Here is a 20,383-nt window from a genome sequence, read left to right on the forward strand (position 1 = left end):
ATTCTGGCTGCACCTGATAGCGGATGGTCCCGAGGCGATGCCGCAGACCGATGACCCGATTTACCGCAGGGCTCTCGACAATCTGCTGGTGATAAACGCAAGTCAGGAAATCTTAAACAAGCAGGCGGAAGCGATGACCTTCAACTATGTACATGAAGTAGATGACTTCGAAGCGGTTCTCGCTGACGCAAAGAACGATGCCCGCCGAGAAGAACGCTCTAGAAACGAGGCCGTAAATAATCGCAGGGTCGATTATCTGCGTTCTCAGAACATCCCCGACAGCATTATTTCTACGATGCTTGATATCAAATAACTAAAGCACAAACCAGACTTAAAGACCATTAATAAAACGAAAAGAGACGCCCCTTTTTGGAACGTCTCTTTTAAATGTTTTGGCCCTTCGACTGATTTGACAAGCTCATCAACCGACTTAGGGACCGTTTCAAGCTCGGTGAGCTCGCCGAACTGACCTTGCGGAGTTCACTTCGGCAGGCTCAGTGAACTTACGCGTTGGCGCTTCGCACCCAAGCCTTAGCGGCTCGGTCATGGACAAGCATGCTTGCCCGCGACTCTCGCCTTACTTAAGCCTTCACAGTCGTGAAGCTGAAGGCCTCGCCGTCGGCGTCGTTGGCTTCGAGGCCATCAGCGGAGGCGGCCCACTTAATCGCGACAGCTTGGGTTTGGCACTTCGTGCCCAACCTCTGCGGCTCGGCAATGTCCACGCAAGCGTGGCCGCAGCACTCGCCTTACGAGGTTGTCACCAGCAATGTAATTATCTTACTGCTTCGACGAAGACCTTTTCACCATCTGCATCAGATTCCTGCAAACCTGCAGTAGAATCCTTCCAGATGATTGCATTTGCCTGTGTCTCACCCTTGATGTAGTTCTCGTTTTCCTTCACGGCGAGCTTCAACACTTCGCTTTCGGAATAGAGTTCAATGGTGATGCGATCAGAAATTGCAAAGTCCTGATCCTTGCGGCGGTTCTGGATGCGGTTCACGAGTTCGCGAGCCACGCAAGCGCGGCGCAGGTCATCGGTAATCTTCAGGTCGAGAGCCACGGTGAAGTGCTGGTTTGCTTCCACAGCGAGGCCTTCCGGCACGATGCGGCTGAGCATCAAGCAGTCGGCACCAACTTCACCGAATTCGAACTTAATCGTTTCGCCATTCTGCAGAGCCTTGATTTCGTCGACCGTGAGGCTGTTGAGCTTAGCAGAAATCACCTTCATGTTCTTCGCGTAATCCGGGCCCTTCGCCTTGATGGCGAGGAAGTTCGGCTTGGCGGAGAGCTGCACGAGCTTCGTCTCATCTTCCAAGAACTTCATTTCGCGAACGTTCAGTTCTTCGAGGATCAAGTCCTTCATGGTCTCGGCGACGTTCTTTTCTTCGGTGCCGTGAGCAACCACCGTCATGCTGGCAATCGGCATACGGTTCTTTACGTTGTTCGTAGCGCGAATCACGCGGCCCATTTCGACCATGCCACGCACCATGGCGATGCGTTCCACAAGCTTTTCGTCCATCAGGGATTTGTCGGCGCTGGGGAATTCGCAGAGGTGCACGCTTACTGGAGCGTTGGCGTCCACTTCGCGAACGAGAATCTGGTAGATTTCTTCGGCGAGGAGCGGGAGGAACGGAGCGAGAATCTTGGAGAAGTCCACCAGCACCTTGTACATGGTAGCGTAGGCGGCATTCTTGTCGCCATCGTTTTCGCTCTTCCAGAAGCGGCGGCGGCTACGACGCACATACCAGTTCGTGAGATCATCCACAGCGGCGATCACGGCGGGCACCACGTTGTACAGGCGGTAAGCCTTCATTTCCACTTCGACCTTGGCAGCCAAATCCTGCAAGGTTGCAAGCATCCAGCGGTCCAGTTCGTTGTCGCTCTTGACTTCCTGACCCGGCTTCCAGTTCAGCTGGCCCTTGGCGGCGTCGGCATTGTGGTTAGACACAAAGAATGCCACGGCGTTCCAAAGCGGGAGCATCACCTGCTTCACGATACCCTTCACGCCTTCTTCGCTGAAGCGCAAGTCTTCGGCCTTGAGGGCGGCGGAGTTGATCATGAACAAGCGGATAGCGTCGGCACCGGTGCGTTCGATCAAGTCGTTCGGGTCCGGATAGTTGCGCTTGGACTTACTCATCTTGGAACCGTCTTCGGCCAAGATAATACCGTTCACAATCACGTTCTTGAATGCCGGCTTCTGGAACAAAGCGTTAGAAAGCACGGTCAGCGTGTAGAACCAGCCACGAGTCTGGTCCAAACCTTCGGCAATAAAGTCAGCCGGGAAGCTAGCTTCCACCACTTCCTTGTTTTCAAACGGATAGTGGCGGCTGGCATACGGCATGGAACCGGATTCAAACCAACAGTCGAACACTTCAGGCGTACGGCGGAAGACCTTGCCGTCCTTTTCGATCGTGAGCTTGTCCACGAAGTGCTTGTGCAGGTCGTCGAGCTTCACGCCGGTGTACTTCTGCAATTCTTCGATGGAGCCTACGGCGATCATTTCGCCATCGTCGGCAATCCACACCGGAATCGGGGTACCCCAGAAACGGTTACGGGAAAGGTTCCAGTCGCGGGCGTTGGCAATCCACTTACCAAAGCGGCCATCGCGGATGTGGCTCGGCACCCAGTTCACAGTCTGGTTGTTTTCAACCATCCATTCCTTCAAAGTCTTGGTCACGCCTTCCTTGCTTGTGACAGGGGCGTCAATCTTCAGGAACCAAGTCTTGAGGGCGCGGTAAATCAGAGGAACACCGGTACGCCAGCAGTGCGGGTAGCTATGGACAATCACGTCCTGCTTGAACACGCGGCCCTGTTCCTTAAAGTAGCGGATAATTTCCTTGTCGGCTTCCTTGGCGCCCATACCCTTCCACATCGGGACCTTGTCGGTGAACTTGCCTTCGGTATCGAGCGGGTCGAAAAGGCCGAGGTCAAGTTCAGCACCCTTCTGGAAGTCTTCTTCACCGAAGGAGGGTGCGGTATGAACGGCACCGGTACCGTCATCGGTACTCACGTAGTCGGCAGGATAAATCTTGTAGTGGCGGGAAAGCTGGTCCGGCGTCACGAATTCGTCGGAGATTCGGGAAAGCGGTTCGTAGTCCTTACCCACGAGTTCAGAACCTTTGCAGGTATCCACAATGTTCGGGTTCTTGAAGTAGGCGGCGGTACGGCTTGCAGCGATCCAGTACTTCTTGCCATCCTGTTCCACGAGGTTGTAGTCCATGTCCGGGCCGACAACGATGCAGAAGTTGGAATAAAGCGTCCACGGAGTCGTCGTCCACACGAGGATGCTCGTGTCCTTGAACTTGGCTTCGTTAGAATTAATCGGGAAAATCAACGTGAGGGACGGGTCCTGACGGTCCTTATAGCCCTGGTTGGTTTCGAAGTTCGAAAGCGGAGTAGCGAGAGCCGGGCTGTACGGCTGGATGCGGTAGCCCTGGTAGATAAGGCCCTTGTCGAAGCACTGCTTGAACACCCACCACACGGATTCCATGAAGTTCTTGTCCATGGTCTTGTAGCCGGTGTCGAAGTCCACCCAGCGGCCCATGCGGCGCACGGTCTTCTTCCATTCGCTGGTGTACTTGAGCACCTTGCTGCGGCAGGTTTCGTTGAACTTGTCGACGCCCAGGTTCTGGATTTCGGCAACGCCAGCGAGGCCCAGTTCGTTCTGGACGAGAGATTCAATCGGAAGGCCGTGGCAGTCCCAACCGAAACCGCGCGGAACCTTCTTGCCCTTCATGGTCCAGTAACGCGGCACGATGTCCTTGATAGTACCGGCCAGCAGGTGACCGTAGTGCGGAAGACCCGTTGCAAACGGAGGGCCATCGTAGAAAGTGTACGGTTCGGTTTCCGGACGGGAGTCCAGCGACTTCTTGAACGATTCATCCTTATCCCACAAGCCGAGCACGCGCTCTTCTATTTGCGGAAACGATTCTTCTTTCTTTACTTCACGAAACATGGTTTACCTCAAACCCCGCGGCCTGCACCACGGGCATTAAATTTTCGGGCGTAAAGATAGAATTTTTGAACCCCAATGTTTAGACCTAAAAGCAATATGCACCTGTATTACACAAGCCCACAATTCGGATGCCCGATTTGAAACAAAAAATGCACTTCTGTAACAAGAGTTCATCGGCAAAACACCCCGAATATTCCAACTTGGAATATAATTTATCTTAAAAAATGACGCCAAAACTTGCTTTTTGGAGCAAACAACACCTATATTGTTTATATATCCATCAACGCAAAAAGGGGGCTTAAATGTCCAATGCAAAGTCCAATATGGGACACATCATACTCATTACCCTATCTGCCGCTATTGGCGGATTCCTATTTGGTTTCGATTCTTCCGTGATTAACGGGGCAAACGGAGCATTAAAAATCCACTTTAACGCAACCGACTATCAACTTGCCTGGGCCGTGTCCCTGGCATTGATTGGCGCGGCTGTGGGCGCCTACTTTGCAGGTCGCCTTGCCGACATGTTCGGCCGTGTGCGCTGCATGCTCGCCGCATCGGCCTTGTTCCTGGTTAGTGCTATCGGTTCAGGCGTCCCCTTCGGGATTCCTGACTTTATTTTCTGGCGCGTGATTGGCGGCGTCGGTATCGGCGTGGCCTCTATTATCGCCCCGATTTACATTGCAGAAACCGCTCCGGCCCATTTGCGTGGCCGCTTGGGTTCAATGCAGCAGTTCGCCATCGTGATAGGCATTTTCATAGCCCTCCTTTCAAACTACCTGATTGTTCGTTTAGCAGGTTCTGCCAATAACGAACTCTTTGGCGGTTTCAAGGCATGGCAGGTCATGTTCTGGGTCGAAATCATTCCGGCAGCCCTCTACGGCATTGCCGCCTGGAAACTTCCCGAATCGCCGCGCTACTTGGTACATAAGGGCCGCCTAGAAGAAGCCAAGGAGGTCCTCGCCAAGATCGATTCCGAAGGCGTCGACAAGGAAATCGAATCCATCCACGAAACCTTCAAGAACGAAAAGCCCGCAAAGCTTGCCGACCTGCTCGAAATGGTCGGTGGAAAGAAGAGAATCGCACCGATTGTGTGGGCAGGCCTTGGCCTTGCCATCTTGCAGCAGCTTGTGGGTATCAACGTCATCTTCTATTATGGCACCATGCTTTGGCAGAGCGTTGGCTTCGGTGAAAGCGACGCCTTCTTGACCAGCGTGATTTCTAGTGGTGTGAACCTGGTGATGACCATTGTCGCCATCATGCTTATCGATAAAATCGGACGTAAACCGCTCCTGCTCATCGGTAGTATCGGCATGGCAATCACCCTCGGAACACTCGCAATGTGCTTCATGAGCGCCAATGTCGACGGAAGCCTTCCCAAGGCCGCCGGCGTTACCGCATTGATTGCCGCAAACCTCTACATTACCTTCTTCGCGGCAACATGGGGCCCGGTCATGTGGGTGATGCTCGGTGAAATGTTCAACAACCGCATTCGCGCCGTGGCTATCGCTATCTGCGGACTTGCCCAGTGGGTAGCAAACTTCGTTGTCACTTGGAGCTTCCCTGTGCTTACCGGCAAGGACGGCATTGGTGTCGGCCCGACATACATCATCTACACCTTCTTCGCCGCATTCAGTATCTTCTTTGTCGCAAAATTTATTAACGAAACCAAGGGCAAGGAACTGGAAGATATGTAGCGGATAGCCACATCGCCTGTGGTTCCTCGTAACAGTAAAAGGTCCTCGGCATTGCCGAGGACCTTTGCTTTATAGTCATTTGCTATTCAGCAGGATTACTTGACGTTCACCTTGGAAAGCTTGCCGTTCACGCGGACCAGGTAGACACCCTTGGTCGGAACCATCACAGAAGCATTACCGAAGATAGCCTTGGTAGATGCAACCTTCTTGCCCTGGAGGGTGAACACAGCGATATCGGCACCAATCTTGGCTCCTTCAACAGTGATGTTCATGCCAGCGACAGAAACCTTTGCCATGGCAGGAGCAGCAACAAGCTTGATAGCAGTCGGGTTGGTACCAGGATTCGGATTCGTCTGATTCGGAACATTCACTCCAGTTAGCTTGACAGGATCAACCACCTGCTTGCTTGCATCCAGGAATTCAACTGCCGAAATAGAGATTTCGCCAATGCCACCCTGTTCAGCCTTAACTTCCCACTTGAGGCCCTTGGCATTCTTCAGAATATCGGAGCCTTTCGGAAGAGCAGAATTGGTCGAGTCAACCCAACTAAGAATAGCGATTTCGTTCCCACCACCGAGACCCTTGAAACCATAGGTCGTCGGAGTCAAATCATAAACGATGGTCTCATAACCATTGGTCGGATCCACATAGATTCCCGGTTCAGAACCAGCACCGATGTTATTAAGCTTCTTAGCATCGTTTTCATCCGTAATGGTATTAAGAACAGCCATGCGAATCGGGCCAGAAGACTTCAACGTCACACGGAGATACTTGATTCCTAATGCGGTCAAATCAACACCACAGGTTTTCGTCTGCTTGCACTCGTCCTTCTTGAAAGAAACTGCAATACCTGCAGAAGGATACTTGAGTTCGCACTGAGCCGGATTGCTCTGGCACACATCATACTTTTCCTTAGTCCATTCCGGTTCAGGGCCAATTTCCATCGAAGCTTCGGCATAGATATAGCCGTCATCCTTCTTATAAAGCGGAGACGTACCAGAATCCGGAACCATCACAGTTCCAATACCGAGTTTATCGTGATAACCGCCCCAGTTCCAAAGACCCGAAATACCAACAGCGGTATCGCCATGAGCCTGTTGCACACCACCAATCTGGCTCACCGAAGGAGCCTTAGACGGATCCGGAGTAAACTTTTCAAAGCCAGTCAAATCATAGAGGTTGGGCATGTTACCCGTCAAGATGAGGAGATAAAGCACATTCAAAGTTGCAGGATAATACTTTTCACCCGGAACAGATTGACCGCAACCATCTGCACTTGCGCAGCTTTTCTTCTCCTTAAGAACAGAATAAACAGTACCAAGATAGCTCTTTGCTTCGTCACTTTCCAAAGAAGATGTTGCAAGGCCGAGACCGCCGGAGAAAGTCGAAGAAATAAAGTTACGGGTCTTGCTTTCATCCGCTGCATACGTGTCGTTAACGTACTTATACCCCGAATTCACACCACTGGCAGTGCGGGTATTCGGAATAAGCCACTTGGCAAGATTTTCGTTAAATTTTTTGGAGTCGCTGTCGCCATACCAGTAGTATGCCCAGGCAGTGCGCCACGGCGTACGGGCAGCATCATCATAGGAACCGATATCGTTAGAAACAGCAGCACCCGGAGAAGAAATAGTCTTGTGAGAGCTCCAGTCACACCAGTCACCCACAAGGCCCGTCTTGGAGTCCTGGCAAGCAAGCAAGTCTTGCACTGCCTTTTTACGAATCGTAGACCATTTAGAGTCTCCAGTCACCTTTTCAAACAGACGATAATGACCAGGCATCACATAGCTCGGGTTAAGAGCCGGATTCCAGCCACTTCCCGGCTTGAGGGAGTTGTTGCCATCAACGTCATTCTGAGTCATCCAGTTGATGATTTTCGTGGCATCGCTCAGATAGGAGTCTTTTTTCCACTGTTTAGAAGCCATCACGAGTGCGAGAGCAGCATCTTCGTCAGCGTCCGTTGCAGAACCATTGTCAGCACTGCAACCGATACGCCAGTTCATACCACCGCCGTCACCACCATTGGATGTCCAAACGCTATAAAGCTTATCGAACACATCCTGTTCGTCCATGTACACGGTAATCAACATACCATAGGCAATTGCTTCGGAAACCGTAGAGCATGTTCCTTCTGGTGCATAAACCCAGCCATTGGAAGCGTTGTACCAAGCCTGTTTCCAAAGCTTATAGTGTTCCTTGATCATATCCGTATCGGCATATTCAATGATGTTGCCGTGCGGATGTTTCATGTTCTGCGGGAAGGGGTACTGTCCCGCCATAGAATAAACAGCAGAAAGGGCCAAAACACCCATCGCCATTTTGAAAATATTTTTCATAGGATTTCCTTTTTAATGACTTTTTACACCCGTTTTAAATATAAAATCGGGAACCTTTTGCGGTAAGGTTCCCAGTGTAATATTAAAATTGCAAACGCAAGCTTATCTGTAATTTTTTCGGAACAAAAAGTTCTCTAAATGTTCTCTTCAAAATTACGGGTTCTTATTTAACGCCATCATCGCCTTTTTCTTTTTACGGCGCCAAACCTTGAACTCACTATAAAGCGTGCTCACCGTGTAAATAAAGATTAGCAAAAGGATCGTATTCTTGGGTCGATTCAAGTTGCAAATTCCCCAGGCAATCGTAATGATCGGAAGATGAATCAAGTACGGATAAAACGAGGCGCGACCAATTTTACGGACAATTCCAATGCAGAAGAAACGGGCCATAAAGCCCTTGCCCGTGAGGAGCGAGACCAGGAAAAGTCCGTAAAGCAGAATCGGGAGCGAATGGTGGAAGAAATAGTTAAAGCCGGGATTCAGTTCCGGACGCATCAGGAACAGGCTGCCATAAATGGCTGCAAGCATGACAAACTGGGCAAATCCGCTGGCCAGATTCCGCTTGAGGAAATCAAAGTGTCCTTCCTTGAAAAGCCTAAAGAGCACCATGCCGAACAGGTATTCAAAAATTCGTACAGGTGCAAAAATGTGGAAGAAACGGTACTTGGCATCGTAACTGTCAAACCAAAGATTGTCAGAAAGACCGAAGAAAGTGGCCCAAAGAATGCCCGGAATAAAGAGCGTTCCGAAAAGCACCCAAAGCGTTCGGTCACTCTGCTTGAAAAGCCAGCGGCTAAACCAAGGCGTCACGGCATAGCACACGAAAAAGCTGGTAAGGGACCAGGAAGGTTCATTCAGTTTCATGCCGAAATCGGGCACAATGGACCAGGTGAGCGACAGATGCAAGAAAAGGCTACGCCACGGGTGAGTCATCTTGGCAAGGCCCGCCGCAGCGCAGTCGCCTATTTCACTCAAGGCAGGCAAATGCGTGTAACCGCTGAACTTGAACACAAGCACCACAAACATGAGGAGCGTCATGAAGAAGTGCAAGCGGTAAAGCTTTGCAATGCGACTGAACATGAAGGGGACTACGGGGATTTGGCGATCGGGATCGCTAAACTTGCTTGCGAAAAGAAAACCCGCGAGCACGTAAAAGATGCCTGCCGCAAATGCCGGGGCATTCACGATAGGCATGATCCACTTGTAATCGGACATGTAGTTGAGGGCGCTAGAAGAACCCAGATGCAGCATCACAATATTAATGCTTGCGAGAAGACGAAGGCCATCGAGAGCCGGAAAATAATTTGGTTTAGTGGTGGTCATTTTTTTTGTCTTGTTGACGGATGCGGGCAAGGGCTTTAGAGCGACGGCGGGCGGTTTCCTGGAGGTCGACATTTTCGTCGTATTCATCGACAATTTCGCGACCCAGGATTTCTTCGAGAACATCCTCGAGGCTGACGATGCCGGCAATGGCACCCCATTCATCGACGACACCTACTACATGCCCGCGTTGCTTTAAAAAGCGGAGCAAAAGCTTGTCCAAGGTAAGGCTATCGGGGATCAGCTGCAGCGGGCGCATCATTTGGCGAAGTTTCACGTCGCGGAGGCCTTCCGCAAGCTTGTTATAGGCATCTCGGCGAAGAACAATCCCGATCCAATTATCCTTTTCTTTTTCGTAAAGCGGCACACGGGAGAAGGGCCAATTGCCGCGTTCATCCAGAGATTCCCCAATGGTAGAATCCGCCTTCAGAGAAAACACCACCTGACGCGGCGTCATGACTTTACGTACCGGCACCGATTTCAGGGCAAGAATATTCTTGATGACCAAGGACTGCTGGCGGTCAATCACATCTTCGCGAAGTCCGAGACTCACAAGGCTGTTGATATCATCGATGCTCACATCTTTCTTGTCTTCTTTTTCGCGAGTCCAGTGCTTGGTGAGCGTGAGGCAGAGCCAAATAATACCGGTCCAAGAAAGAACGATGGTAATGTAATAGAATGGCACCGCCACCAAAGGGGCTGCAATTTTTGCCTGCTTTACGCCGAGCGTTTTAGGAGTGATTTCGCCAAAAAGGAGAATCAGCACAGTAAGAATAATCGGCAGTGAAACCTGCCCAATGGGCGGCAAATTTTTGACCGCAAGGGCTGTCGCCAAAGATGCACCCACCGTATTGGCGATGGTGTTCACCACCAGCACCGAGGCAATATAGCGATCGATATTTTCCTTCACGTGCACCATGTAGCGTGCCGTAAACTTTTTCTGTTTTTGCAGCTGTTCAATGGTTGCAGGCGGCATGCTGTAAAAGGACGCTTCTGTCACCGAACAGAAGGCCGAAATGGCAAGGCAACCTAAAACCGTAAGGATGATATAAAGCATTATTCCATACCTAACAAAGCAGGTTCAAAAAGCGCAGGTTCGACCGCCCAAAGTTGCGGACGGCTCAAGTCGTAAATATAATCGGTCCAATCAGACAATTCATATAGAGCCTTGGAACCTGGAGTCGGAAGCGTAAACGAATGACCGGAGCCCAGTACCTGCAAATCCACATCGGTATCTTCGCCAATATCGGCAAGCTGCTTTGCAACTTCAATAGCATCATCAATTCCACCGAGGCCGTGCACAAGCCCTGCGGTCAAGGCCTTAATGCCGATCATGACGCGGCCGCCACCATAGGCGGTATCGACGGTCGCCTGCGGAATTCCCGTAGCCTTAGAAACGACTCCCGTGAAGCGTTCGTAGAATTCATCCATGTAAGCTTGCAAGGCGGCACGTTCACGATCTGTCCATGCCCGGGTGAATGTAGTGGCATCCGCATACTCATGGGTCTTTACGGATTCGGCCTTGAGCCCAATTTTATCCATTAGGCCTGAAGCATCGATTTTTCCACCATAAATGCCGATGCTACCCACAATGGCCATGGGCTCTGCAAGAATCTTGTCGCCGGCGCAGGCGATGTAGTAACCACCCGAGGCACCCATATAGCCGATGCTAGAGACAACAGGAATTCCCTGCTCGCTGACATGGCGGAGGGCCGCCCAAATCTTGTCGGAAGCAATAGCAGAGCCGCCCGGCGAAGAAATGCGCACAATCAGGGCTTCGGCACCGAAGGCGGGCAACTTGCGGATTGATTCAAGAACTGAGTGTTCCATACGTGAATCAATGGTACCGTCAATATTCAAGAGAGCAATTTTTGCCCGAGGCGCCCAACTTTCATTGAAAATCTTCTTGTCCGTCGGATTCCAAGTGCGGTACGCCGCATTGGGATAATCAATATCAAAGAAAGTCTTGAGTGCGTAAGTAGGAACCTGATCCAGATAAAGCAGCGTATCCACCAAGCCCGCACGCTTTGCCGCAGAAGCGGTCACTAGGGGTTCCGAAGCCAAGGAATCCAAGTGTTCATAAGCCTGGCTGGCATTCATCTTGGCACCTACTCCCCGCATAGAAATATAGGTTTGCAAGGAAGTCCACAAATCGCTATACAATGTATCAAGGTTCGCACGGGATTCCGCCGACATGGAATCTGCTATGTAAGGTTCAACGGCAGACTTATACTTGCCGTGACGCAGGAATTCCACCTTCACGCCGAGCTTATCGAAAAGTCCCTTATAGAAGAGAATGTTTCCACCCAGGCCGCGCCAATTCATGTGAGCGGAAGGCTCCACCACGATGCGGTCTACGTGGGCCGACGCAAGCAATACTGCGGGCCGAATATCGTCCATGTAGGCAACGACCTTGCTGCCTCGAACCTTGAGCTTTTTCACGTAGCGGTCTATTTCACTGGAGATTCCAATATTACCCTTGTAACCGGAAAAATCCAAGATTATCAATCCGCAGGCCGGGTCGCGCAACATGTGTTCAAACAGGTTACGCACATGCCAAATGCAAATGGAGCTCTTCCTAAAGAACGAAAACTCTTCTTCGGTTTCAGAGACTGCCATATCCAGCGGAACACGGATAATCTGGGCGCTCAAAGAGGCGTTCGGATTGCGAGCACTGTGATAGCCCCACGCGCCACCCTTGGGCAAAAGGTCATCGTACACATGCAAGGCCACATTGTTGTAACCGCCCAAACTGGTGGAAAAGGTAAGCCGATATTGATCATCGCCATGCAACGGGACTCGAAGACCCCAGCGGACGCCATACAGGCCAAGTTCTATAAGCAGGCGATGACTTTCAAAATCTTCCACATCGTAGCTCACGCTCATGAGGGGGCCAAGACGCAAGGTAGCACCCAAATTCTGCACACGGTCAGGAGCTTGCGGACCAACATATAGAGCGTTATCGCAAGAGTACCCCAAAGAGACGAATGAAAGCGGACGCAACATCAAGCCCAGATCCAAGCTCCATTCCGTGCCGCTATAGCGAGCCGTACGAGTGGCATTAAGACGTTCGCCCACAAAAATCACGCGATTCCACAAGGCATTCCCGTGAGTCAGGCTCCAACGGGAAACATCAAGGTGATTGGGGCCCTGGGTATAGTCAAAACTGGCAGCCCAATGCTCTAGGTTTCCACCGATACGGAAATTCTTGATGGCGTTGTCGTAATCATAGCTAACGAGCGCGCCCTTGGAATCAAAAGCCGCAAGACCGGCCGGGTTGCCCCAAATGCCGTGTTCATTTTCAAGCGAGACAAAGCCCGATTCACCAGGAATGTAGGCAAGGGCATACGCTGCGCAGAACAAAAAAAGCGCAGGCACAACCTTATTATGCATCAATTTCATTCGCTCTCCCCTTTTTATAGACTTCGCCAACCAAAGAAACCATTATCACTGCAGCACAGGCATCGTATAGGCAGCCATACCAATTGTAATCAGGCTCCTTATTTCGCACCGTTTTCTTATAATCGTCCAAATAATTTAGAAAAGCTTGATGTTCCTTCTGCAAGGCATACGCCGGATTGCCATTGCGATAAGCGCCTAAATCCAGCGATACGGAACGGCCATTCATTGAAATTTCTACCGTGCGGGAATCAGAGGCGCAATTACGGTCTGCTATAAATTCGGCCTTTAGCGTTCGAAGGTCATAGAAGGCGTGCACTCGGTCATCCGACAATTCTTCGCAACGAAATGACTGGTACATCATCGCGTTCTTGTCCACAAAGGAATAAAGCAGGTCCATGTCGTGAATCATCAGGTCATATTCCACGGATACATCGCGATTACGCGGAGAAAAACCGTGGGTCCGCGTGAACTTAAAACTGACCGGGCCAACATCCTGCTTTTGGAGGAACCAGGATTTAAAGTAATCCTGCATTTCATTGAAAAAATCGGTCTTTACAAATTCTTCGATTGCCGGATTGTAGCGTTCCGAGTGGCCTACAAAGACAAAAGCATTACGTTCTAAAGCAATGCGCTGGAATTCTTCTGCTTTTTCAAACGAGATGGCCACCGGCTTTTCAACAAGCGCCGGGAGCATAATCTCAATGCATTTTTTGACGTATTCTTCATGCGTTACAGCCGGAGACGCGATGACGGCAAAGTCTGGCGAAAGCCGACCAGCAGCAATTTGCTCAAATAGGGTACAGGCCTCTGCCGACGTATCCGCAACACCGATAAATTCAACGCCATCCTGTTCAAACAAGCGCTTATGGCGATTACCCATGGTTCCGGCGCCAATCAAGATTGCCTTATAAGAACATATATTTTGCATAAAGCCCTAAAGTGTGGCCCGTTTCCATTCCAAACAAGTGGCCCCGATTCATTTCGTAAAAGAAAGCTGCGCCCAAGGAATTCTTGAACACCGAGAAGTAACGGGCCGCATCGATGCGTAATTTCATGCCCCGGTAGAGGTCATCCATTTTTTGATAGGGCTTGTCCAAATTCAGGTTTCTGGATTCCTGAATACGCCAGCGGTACAGGAGAACGTAATCAAACTTCCACCCGGAATAGTCATTGCGATCCCAAAGCAATTTCCACGAAATAGAGCCTTTCAGGCCCAGTTCATCGCCTGGCTGGAAATTGCGCTCTTCGAGAAAAGTAAAGTACTCCATGGCAGCACCGAGCGTCATGTTGCGGGAAAACTCATAAAGACCATAGGGGGTAACGCCGATTCGATAAAAGCGATTGACGCGGGAACCTTCGCGGGGAGGAAGCCTCCAGTTGAAAACGACGCCCACAAAAGAAAACGGCATCAGCTTTACGCCCAAATAGGATTCGTTCAGGCCGTTAACATGCAAGTTCAACGCTTCGTGACGCTGGTCATGAAACATGACGTCATATTCATAGCTCAAAAGCCTATAAGAAAAATCGCCATAAATGCTAAAGCAATGGCAAGGGGCGAACTCCCCCGCCACGTTCAAGTCCGCACTGTAAACGTCATCGCGGAGTTCTGCAACGCCACCAAAGAGGGCGTAGCTTTCCGGGCCGCGAACAGGCAGAATGGATTCGCGGGCAACCGCAGAAACCAATCCTGGCAAAAGCAAGATAAGAAAAAAACAGAGAATTCTTTTAGTAGGCGCAGTCATTTATTACCATTCAAATTTAAAAATTTAAGTCAATGAACCGAAGATCACATTTTGTGAAATCACCTTTATATACTATATTTCTTAGCATGGTAAAAAGTTTTTTCTTCTTAGCAGTGATTGTCTGTTTCTTGGAAGCATGCAGTAACAGTAGCAATACTGAATGCGGCGCCACCGAGGATTGCCTTATTCTTGAAGAAGATAAACTGTCTTCGGAACCAGACTCTATTTCAAACGGATCTGATTCTATTAATGAATTCCACGAGGGAATGATTCTTGTTAAGGGTTCCGAAAAGGTCGTCATTATAGGCACTAATAAAAAAGGAGCCCGAGAAAGCGAAACGCCGGAATTAAGAACCGTTCTAGAATACGACTATTTCATGGATTCTGCCTTAGTTAAATGCAAAGATTTCAAATCAATAATGGCGGGAACTAAGCTAGCACAAACCTTGAAATGCAACGACAACGAGCCCATTACCGACATAACCTTCTTTGACGCAGTTCTCTTTGCAAACAAGAGAAGTAGCAAAGAGAAGCTTGACAGCGCCTACGACTATTCAAAAGCAGTTTATGATAACGAGGGGCACTGCACCAACCTCAGCAGTTTTCTTTTCCGTGAAAGCCGTAAGGGATACCGAATACCAACCGAAGCAGAATGGATCAAAGCAGCAACCAGTTCCTACAAATTCCAGTTTTTTTCGGGAAAACCCATGGAATGGTCGAACGATTTTCTTGGGCAACTCAAGGATACAACTATCGTAAACTTTACTGGAGCCAAAAACGCCAACGATTTGGGCGAAAGAATTGTCAAACGCTACAACAGGAGCCCAGATTCTACGAATGTTGATTTATATTCCAGAGGAGACGTATACACTGTAACTTCAGCCTCCCACGCAGACTATATCGGATTCCGTCTTGCTATCGGCGCCATTCCAAATGCCATATGGCTAGATAATAAAGGCTACGCTTCCAGCGCTCCAATTACCATTCTTGCAAATTCCACCGACTTATGGGATGTTTCAAAAACAACGGACATGAAGATGGCTTTTCTAAATTACCAGAGCGGTAATTTAGCATACATTGATTACGCAATAGGCGGAAATACTATTACAGAAATTAACGATACCGTCCACGTATTTCATCCTGATATATCTCCCGATGGCAAAAAAGTTGCTTTCTGTACTGGAATTGAAGGCGTTTCAAGTCTGTCAAACGTTTATGTACGAAACCTAGACTCCATCGGTTCCAACCTAGTGAAGCTCAATGTGGAAAGCGCCGCTATCCCCCGTTGGAAAGTCCTCGAAAACGGAGACACCGCCATTACCTATGTTTCAAACCCCGGGAACAACAAAGACAATGCGACGTTTAAAAATTACAGTACCTGGCAAGTCATTTTTGCAAACGGCAAATTTGGCAAACCGCAAAAGCTATTTGATGGAGCATACCATGGGGGTATAAGTAATGGATTGGCAGTATCCGGAGCAAGACTTTTACGTGCAAGAGTGCACAATAAAGACACAATTTGGTACAATAACGAACAAGCCTGTAACGTATCTCTTTCTAAAGACAACTCTAAACGCACCGCATTTTTGGACTTCGGCGGGAAAACTGGCCAAACCTTTGTTGGAAAAAAATACTCGACACACCAATACATCCTTATTGCCGATAGTACGGGAAATTTAACACACTATGTACAGGCACCAACAGGTTACACCTTTGACCACAGCGAATGGACTGTTGGCAATGCAAATGACAATATCGTAGCAACCCTCGCCAATACCGATGGAGCACATAAGCGCATCACACTTATTGATTTAGCAAGCAACACTTCCATAGACCTTGTTGAAGGCGACGAGCTATGGCACCCCTGTTTCTGGGCTAAGCCACAAATGAAAGTCTCGCTCTCTAGTAGCAGCAACGCCAGCGAAGATACCATCCATTCGAGTAGCAGCGGATTTATTCTTGACCCTGATAGTGCCGGTTTGTATTACAATGCATCAGGCATTTACCCTACAGCAGACCGTTGGCGTTATAAAATGGAACTGTTATGGGGCTATAAAGATTCCGCAAACATAATCGCATTGGGATCTTCACGAACAGAAAATGGCATAAAGCCTCTAGCCTTCACAAGCCCAGCATTCGCTGTTAACTTTGGAAGTTCCGGCAATTCCATACAAGGTTCATACCTTTTTCTTGAAAAGTATCTTTTCCATCACATACAAAATTTAAAAGTAATCATTTTTGAATTAGATATTGACAGATGGTCTTGTTGTAACAACAGCCTCTTAAACAATCCATACAAACATTACTCAGGGTATGTCTATGATGAAAACCATAATTTTTGGAAAGACTACTATCCACCAAACCTATACAATCTAACTTATGATTCCCCAGGCACACCATCAATTGCAGCTAAGTACCGTAAAAACAGAGGCCAAGATCCTATAAGCGGTTCAAGCTGGAATTACCCGGAAGTTTCAAATGATTCCACATGGTTATCGAGCAACAAATCTCTCTTCTACAAGAAAATAGACATGTTGAAAGAAATCATACAAATAAGCAAAGAAAAAAACATCTTTGTCATAGGAGTTATTTTCCCACAAAACCCCCAATACAAAGAAACCGGGTCTTTCGGACGTTACGGACTGTTGCGCAGCGAAGCCCCTTCACTCATTGAAGAAATCCAAGCCATTAACAAGATATACCCTAATTTTATTTTATTTGACGAAAATAAAATGGGAGACCATGATTACCCGAATGAACTTGCTCAGGGTACAGATCATTTAAACGCAAATGGCGCCGATAAAATCACACATCGTCTCGATTCATTGATCCAGACTCTTGACATTGACTGGAATTAGCCGTAATGCAGAACTATCGGAATGCACTCATTCTTTTGCAGATTATTCTATTCTGCTTTCTATTCAGCGCATGTACATGGAACGACACCGAGAGCAATCCTGATTTTTTGCCGTTAGACGATTCGGAGTACCCCTACGCCGACTTACCTCGGCTTGTGATTGAAACGGAAGACTTCGCTCAAATCAATGATAGAGAAACAAAGATTCCATCTAAATTACAGATATACGGGAAAGATCGTCCGGAAAGCGAAGTTTTAGACTTGACCGTTAAAGGGCGCGGACACTCCAGCTTTACCATGGCAAAATACAGCATCAAGCTAAATTTTGAGCAAAAACAGAGTTTGTTTGGTATGCCGGAAGACAAGGAATGGGATTTGATTTCTAACCAGCGCGACAAAAGCATGCTCCGAAATCATTTTACGTACCAGCTAGCACGCACTTTGCAAGATGACTATTCCCCCCGCAATCAATTTGTAGAACTATACCTAAATCGCAACTATATGGGAGTCTATCTTCTGGTAGAACACATTAAAGTTGCCAAACATCGCGTCAACATTTCCAAAAGTGATTCCAGCTTCCTTTTTGAAAAAACAAGAGATGCAGATGACGACGACATCTTGTTGCAGAGCCACCTCAATTGTACATTCAACATCAAGTATCCCAAAGACCCAACTCAAAAAAGCCTTGAACTTTTAGAATCTCATATTAACGAATTTGAAAAAGGAATTTCTAACAACAGTATTACGCTTTCTGAATGGATTGACATTGAAGACTTTGTTCGCTACTACTGGATTCAGGAATTTTCAAAGAACATTGACGGAGCCTTCGGTCGAAGCATCTTCATCACTTGGCAGTACAATTTCCCATTCCAAATGGGACCAGTCTGGGATTTTGACGTCGCCTACGGAATCGGGAACACTCGAATGATGAGTCCTTATGATTGGTATGTACGTTATCAAGGGTGGTACAAGTATCTTTTCAAAAATAATGAATTCAAAAAGGCTGTTTCCCAATACTGGAAAAATAACCGTCAGACATTCTTAGACGCTGTTGATTCCATAAAACCCGCTGTCAAAAGTTTAAACAAGGCTTCTATAAATGAATTTAAGCGTTGGCCCACACTGCAAAACGACTCGGACTGGCCATTTGTCGACTCTTACAAAAATTACGACAAAGCAACCGATTCCCTGAAAAATTGGATAATAGAGCGAATTAAATGGATTGACAAAAGTTTATAAACGGGCAATTATCTATTTTTAATCGCATTAAGAGAAAGGTTACTATGAATATAGGCGTCATTTTCGCAGGCGGAGTCGGAACCCGCATGCACAGCAGAGATCTACCGAAGCAGTTCCTAAAGATTCACGACAAGCCTATCATTGTCCACACAATCGAACATTTTGAAAATTGCGCAGACATTGATTCTATTGTCGTCGTCTGCGTAAAGGAATGGATTGACCACCTCAACAAACTGATAGATTCTTACCATCTCAAAAAAGTTAAAGCAGTCGTCTCAGGAGGCGAATCCGGCCAGCTATCCATTTATAATGGTCTTCGTGCAGCAAATGACGTAGCGAAAAATGAGCCATCAATCGTACTCATCCACGATGGGGTACGTCCGCTAATCAACTCCCAATTGCTTTCACAAAACGTTCAATGCGTCAAGCAATTTGGCTCTTCAATTACGAGCGCAACCGTCAAAGAAACTCTTGTTGAAATCGATGACGAAAACAACATAAAAGTCGTGCAGGATAGACCCCATTCCCGAGTCGCCAAGGCCCCTCAATGTTTCTGGCTCAAGGACATCCTTGCTGCACACGAAAAAGCCCTTTCCGAGAACCGCCACGATTTTATTGACTCCTGCACCCTGATGCAACATTACGGCTACCACCTCCATATGACCGACGGGCCCTTTGAAAACATCAAGATTACGACCCCCGATGATTTCTATATGATGAGGGCTATTTTACAAGTTAAGGAAGACGCTCAGATTTACGGGTTGGAGTAGATATGTATTCAGAAAAGACCTTGATTGATGAGATAAAGGAACTAGGATCGCAAAACGCCGACGTTTTCAGCGTTTTGGAAAACAAATCCATATTCATTTCCGGCGCAACAGGACTTATCGGGAACACCCTCATCAAGACTATTGTCACAAACGTCCCTTCAGCAAAAATCATTGCCTTTGTCCGTGACGAAAACAAAGTAAAAAAGATGTTCCAGAACTACGAACAGAACATTTTATTCGTAACGGGAGATATCCGAGAACCAGTCGTTTTTGACGGCCATGTCGACTACATCATTCATGCCGCCAGCGAAACATCCAGCAAGGCTTTTGTAGAAGCCCCCGTCAGCATTATTGAAATCGCCTTGAACGGAACCAAGAACATGTTGGATTTCGCCAAGCAAAAGAACGTCCAAGGTTTCGTATACTTATCCAGCATGGAAATTTACGGGACGCCCCCGAACGACGACAAAATTTTTGAAAGCCACGGAACAGACTTGGACACAATGAATGTTCGCTCCAGCTATTCCGAAGGCAAACGTCTCTGCGAAACGCTCTGCGCCGCATACGCATGCCAGTTCCAAGTTCCAGCCAAGGTCATCCGATTGACTCAAACTTTCGGACCGGGAGTTCAATACAACGACGGACGTGTTTTCGCCGACTTTTCTAGATGCGCCATCGAAAATCGCGACATCGTATTGCACACTAAAGGCGATACCAAACGCAGCTACCTGTACACCCTAGATGCCGCAAGTGCGATTTTGACAGTCCTTGCCAAGGGCAAACCGGCAGAAGCCTACAATGCCGCCAACGAAGACACCTACTGCTCCATTTACGAAATGGCGCAACTTGTCGCCCAAAAGATCGCCCAAGGCAAAATCCAAGTAAAAGTGGAAGAAACTGACATTTCCAGCTTTGGATACGCAAAAACGCTACATATGAACCTGGACACCTCCAAGCTTAAAAAACTTGGGTGGCAGGCCAAAACAAACCTGAGCGAGATGTTTTCAAAAACGATAGAAAGCATGACTTCATTAGGTTGACGAAAGCATATATTTCTATATTTTGAAT

Annotated in this window: 12 protein-coding genes and 1 pseudogene; 6 read left to right on the plus strand and 7 right to left on the minus strand. The window is 48.3% G+C overall.

From position 1 onward, the window contains the following. Positions 1-313 (plus strand): annotated as a pseudogene (locus ACJMNB_RS06700) (hypothetical protein); the annotation flags it as partial. Positions 314-772: 459 nt separating this feature from the next. Here ACJMNB_RS06700 and ileS read toward each other — a convergent pair. Next, entirely contained in the window at positions 773-3,955 is a 3,183-nt protein-coding gene (gene ileS, locus ACJMNB_RS06705) for an isoleucine--tRNA ligase (RefSeq protein ID WP_405340366.1), read from the minus strand. 302 nt (positions 3,956-4,257) lie between these two features. Between ileS and ACJMNB_RS06710 the strand changes: the two genes are divergently transcribed. After that, positions 4,258-5,649: a sugar porter family MFS transporter gene (locus ACJMNB_RS06710; protein WP_405340369.1), complete on the plus strand. Its 1,392-nt coding sequence runs from the start codon at positions 4,258-4,260 to the stop codon at positions 5,647-5,649. A gap of 95 nt (positions 5,650-5,744) precedes the next feature. Here the strand turns inward: ACJMNB_RS06710 and ACJMNB_RS06715 are convergent, their stop codons facing one another. The 6 genes from ACJMNB_RS06715 to ACJMNB_RS06740 form a co-directional block, all read right to left on the minus strand. Next, on the minus strand, positions 5,745-7,985 hold the full coding sequence (locus ACJMNB_RS06715; protein WP_405340372.1) for a glycosyl hydrolase family 8: 2,241 nt from the start codon (positions 7,983-7,985) through the stop codon (positions 5,745-5,747). Positions 7,986-8,138: 153 nt separating this feature from the next. Further along, positions 8,139-9,308 carry an acyltransferase family protein gene (locus tag ACJMNB_RS06720; RefSeq protein ID WP_405340375.1) on the minus strand — a complete coding sequence of 390 codons (1,170 nt, stop codon included), beginning with the start codon at positions 9,306-9,308 and terminating at the stop codon, positions 8,139-8,141. Beyond that, on the minus strand, positions 9,295-10,362 hold the full coding sequence (locus ACJMNB_RS06725) for a hemolysin family protein (RefSeq protein WP_405340378.1): 1,068 nt from the start codon (positions 10,360-10,362) through the stop codon (positions 9,295-9,297). Before ACJMNB_RS06725 ends, ACJMNB_RS06720 begins: the two co-directional genes overlap by 14 nt. Next, a complete protein-coding gene (gene sppA / locus ACJMNB_RS06730) occupies positions 10,362-12,707 on the minus strand; it encodes a signal peptide peptidase SppA (RefSeq protein WP_405340381.1) in 2,346 nt (781 codons plus the stop codon). The genes ACJMNB_RS06725 and sppA overlap by 1 nt, the downstream gene beginning before the upstream one ends. Continuing rightward, positions 12,691-13,635, minus strand: a complete 945-nt coding sequence (locus tag ACJMNB_RS06735) for a Gfo/Idh/MocA family protein (RefSeq protein WP_405340384.1) — start codon at positions 13,633-13,635, stop codon at positions 12,691-12,693. Before ACJMNB_RS06735 ends, sppA begins: the two co-directional genes overlap by 17 nt. Then, positions 13,613-14,401, minus strand: a complete 789-nt coding sequence (locus ACJMNB_RS06740; RefSeq protein WP_405340387.1) for a hypothetical protein — start codon at positions 14,399-14,401, stop codon at positions 13,613-13,615. Before ACJMNB_RS06740 ends, ACJMNB_RS06735 begins: the two co-directional genes overlap by 23 nt. A 134-nt stretch (positions 14,402-14,535) precedes the next feature. Between ACJMNB_RS06740 and ACJMNB_RS06745 the strand changes: the two genes are divergently transcribed. From ACJMNB_RS06745 to ACJMNB_RS06760, 4 genes are read left to right on the plus strand one after another with little or no spacing between them, the layout of a single operon-like run. After that, positions 14,536-17,307: a TIGR02171 family lipoprotein gene (locus tag ACJMNB_RS06745; RefSeq protein ID WP_405340389.1), complete on the plus strand. Its 2,772-nt coding sequence runs from the start codon at positions 14,536-14,538 to the stop codon at positions 17,305-17,307. A gap of 5 nt (positions 17,308-17,312) precedes the next feature. After that, positions 17,313-18,545: a CotH kinase family protein gene (locus tag ACJMNB_RS06750; protein ID WP_405340392.1), complete on the plus strand. Its 1,233-nt coding sequence runs from the start codon at positions 17,313-17,315 to the stop codon at positions 18,543-18,545. 44 nt (positions 18,546-18,589) lie between these two features. Then, positions 18,590-19,315, plus strand: a complete 726-nt coding sequence (locus tag ACJMNB_RS06755; protein WP_405340395.1) for a 2-C-methyl-D-erythritol 4-phosphate cytidylyltransferase — start codon at positions 18,590-18,592, stop codon at positions 19,313-19,315. Between the two features lie 2 nt (positions 19,316-19,317). Then, positions 19,318-20,355: an NAD-dependent epimerase/dehydratase family protein gene (locus tag ACJMNB_RS06760; protein ID WP_405340398.1), complete on the plus strand. Its 1,038-nt coding sequence runs from the start codon at positions 19,318-19,320 to the stop codon at positions 20,353-20,355. Positions 20,356-20,383 lie beyond the last annotated feature (28 nt).

Origin of the sequence: Fibrobacter sp. (genome assembly GCF_045131395.1) — a bacterium.
Lineage (GTDB): Bacteria > Fibrobacterota > Fibrobacteria > Fibrobacterales > Fibrobacteraceae > Fibrobacter.

What these genes read in the sequence shown, in the direction of transcription:
- ACJMNB_RS06745 (WP_405340389.1), top strand. Translation starts at nt 14,536, where the DNA reads ATGGTAAAAAGTTTTTTCTTCTTAGCAGTGATTGTCTGTTTCTTGGAA.
- ACJMNB_RS06735 (WP_405340384.1), bottom strand. Translation starts at nt 13,635, where the DNA reads ATGCAAAATATATGTTCTTATAAGGCAATCTTGATTGGCGCCGGAACC.
- ACJMNB_RS06720 (WP_405340375.1), bottom strand. Translation starts at nt 9,308, where the DNA reads ATGACCACCACTAAACCAAATTATTTTCCGGCTCTCGATGGCCTTCGT.
- ACJMNB_RS06750 (WP_405340392.1), top strand. Translation starts at nt 17,313, where the DNA reads ATGCAGAACTATCGGAATGCACTCATTCTTTTGCAGATTATTCTATTC.
- ACJMNB_RS06755 (WP_405340395.1), top strand. Translation starts at nt 18,590, where the DNA reads ATGAATATAGGCGTCATTTTCGCAGGCGGAGTCGGAACCCGCATGCAC.
- ACJMNB_RS06715 (WP_405340372.1), bottom strand. Translation starts at nt 7,985, where the DNA reads ATGAAAAATATTTTCAAAATGGCGATGGGTGTTTTGGCCCTTTCTGCT.
- ACJMNB_RS06725 (WP_405340378.1), bottom strand. Translation starts at nt 10,362, where the DNA reads ATGCTTTATATCATCCTTACGGTTTTAGGTTGCCTTGCCATTTCGGCC.
- ACJMNB_RS06710 (WP_405340369.1), top strand. Translation starts at nt 4,258, where the DNA reads ATGTCCAATGCAAAGTCCAATATGGGACACATCATACTCATTACCCTA.
- ileS (WP_405340366.1), bottom strand. Translation starts at nt 3,955, where the DNA reads ATGTTTCGTGAAGTAAAGAAAGAAGAATCGTTTCCGCAAATAGAAGAG.
- sppA (WP_405340381.1), bottom strand. Translation starts at nt 12,707, where the DNA reads ATGAAATTGATGCATAATAAGGTTGTGCCTGCGCTTTTTTTGTTCTGC.
- ACJMNB_RS06760 (WP_405340398.1), top strand. Translation starts at nt 19,318, where the DNA reads ATGTATTCAGAAAAGACCTTGATTGATGAGATAAAGGAACTAGGATCG.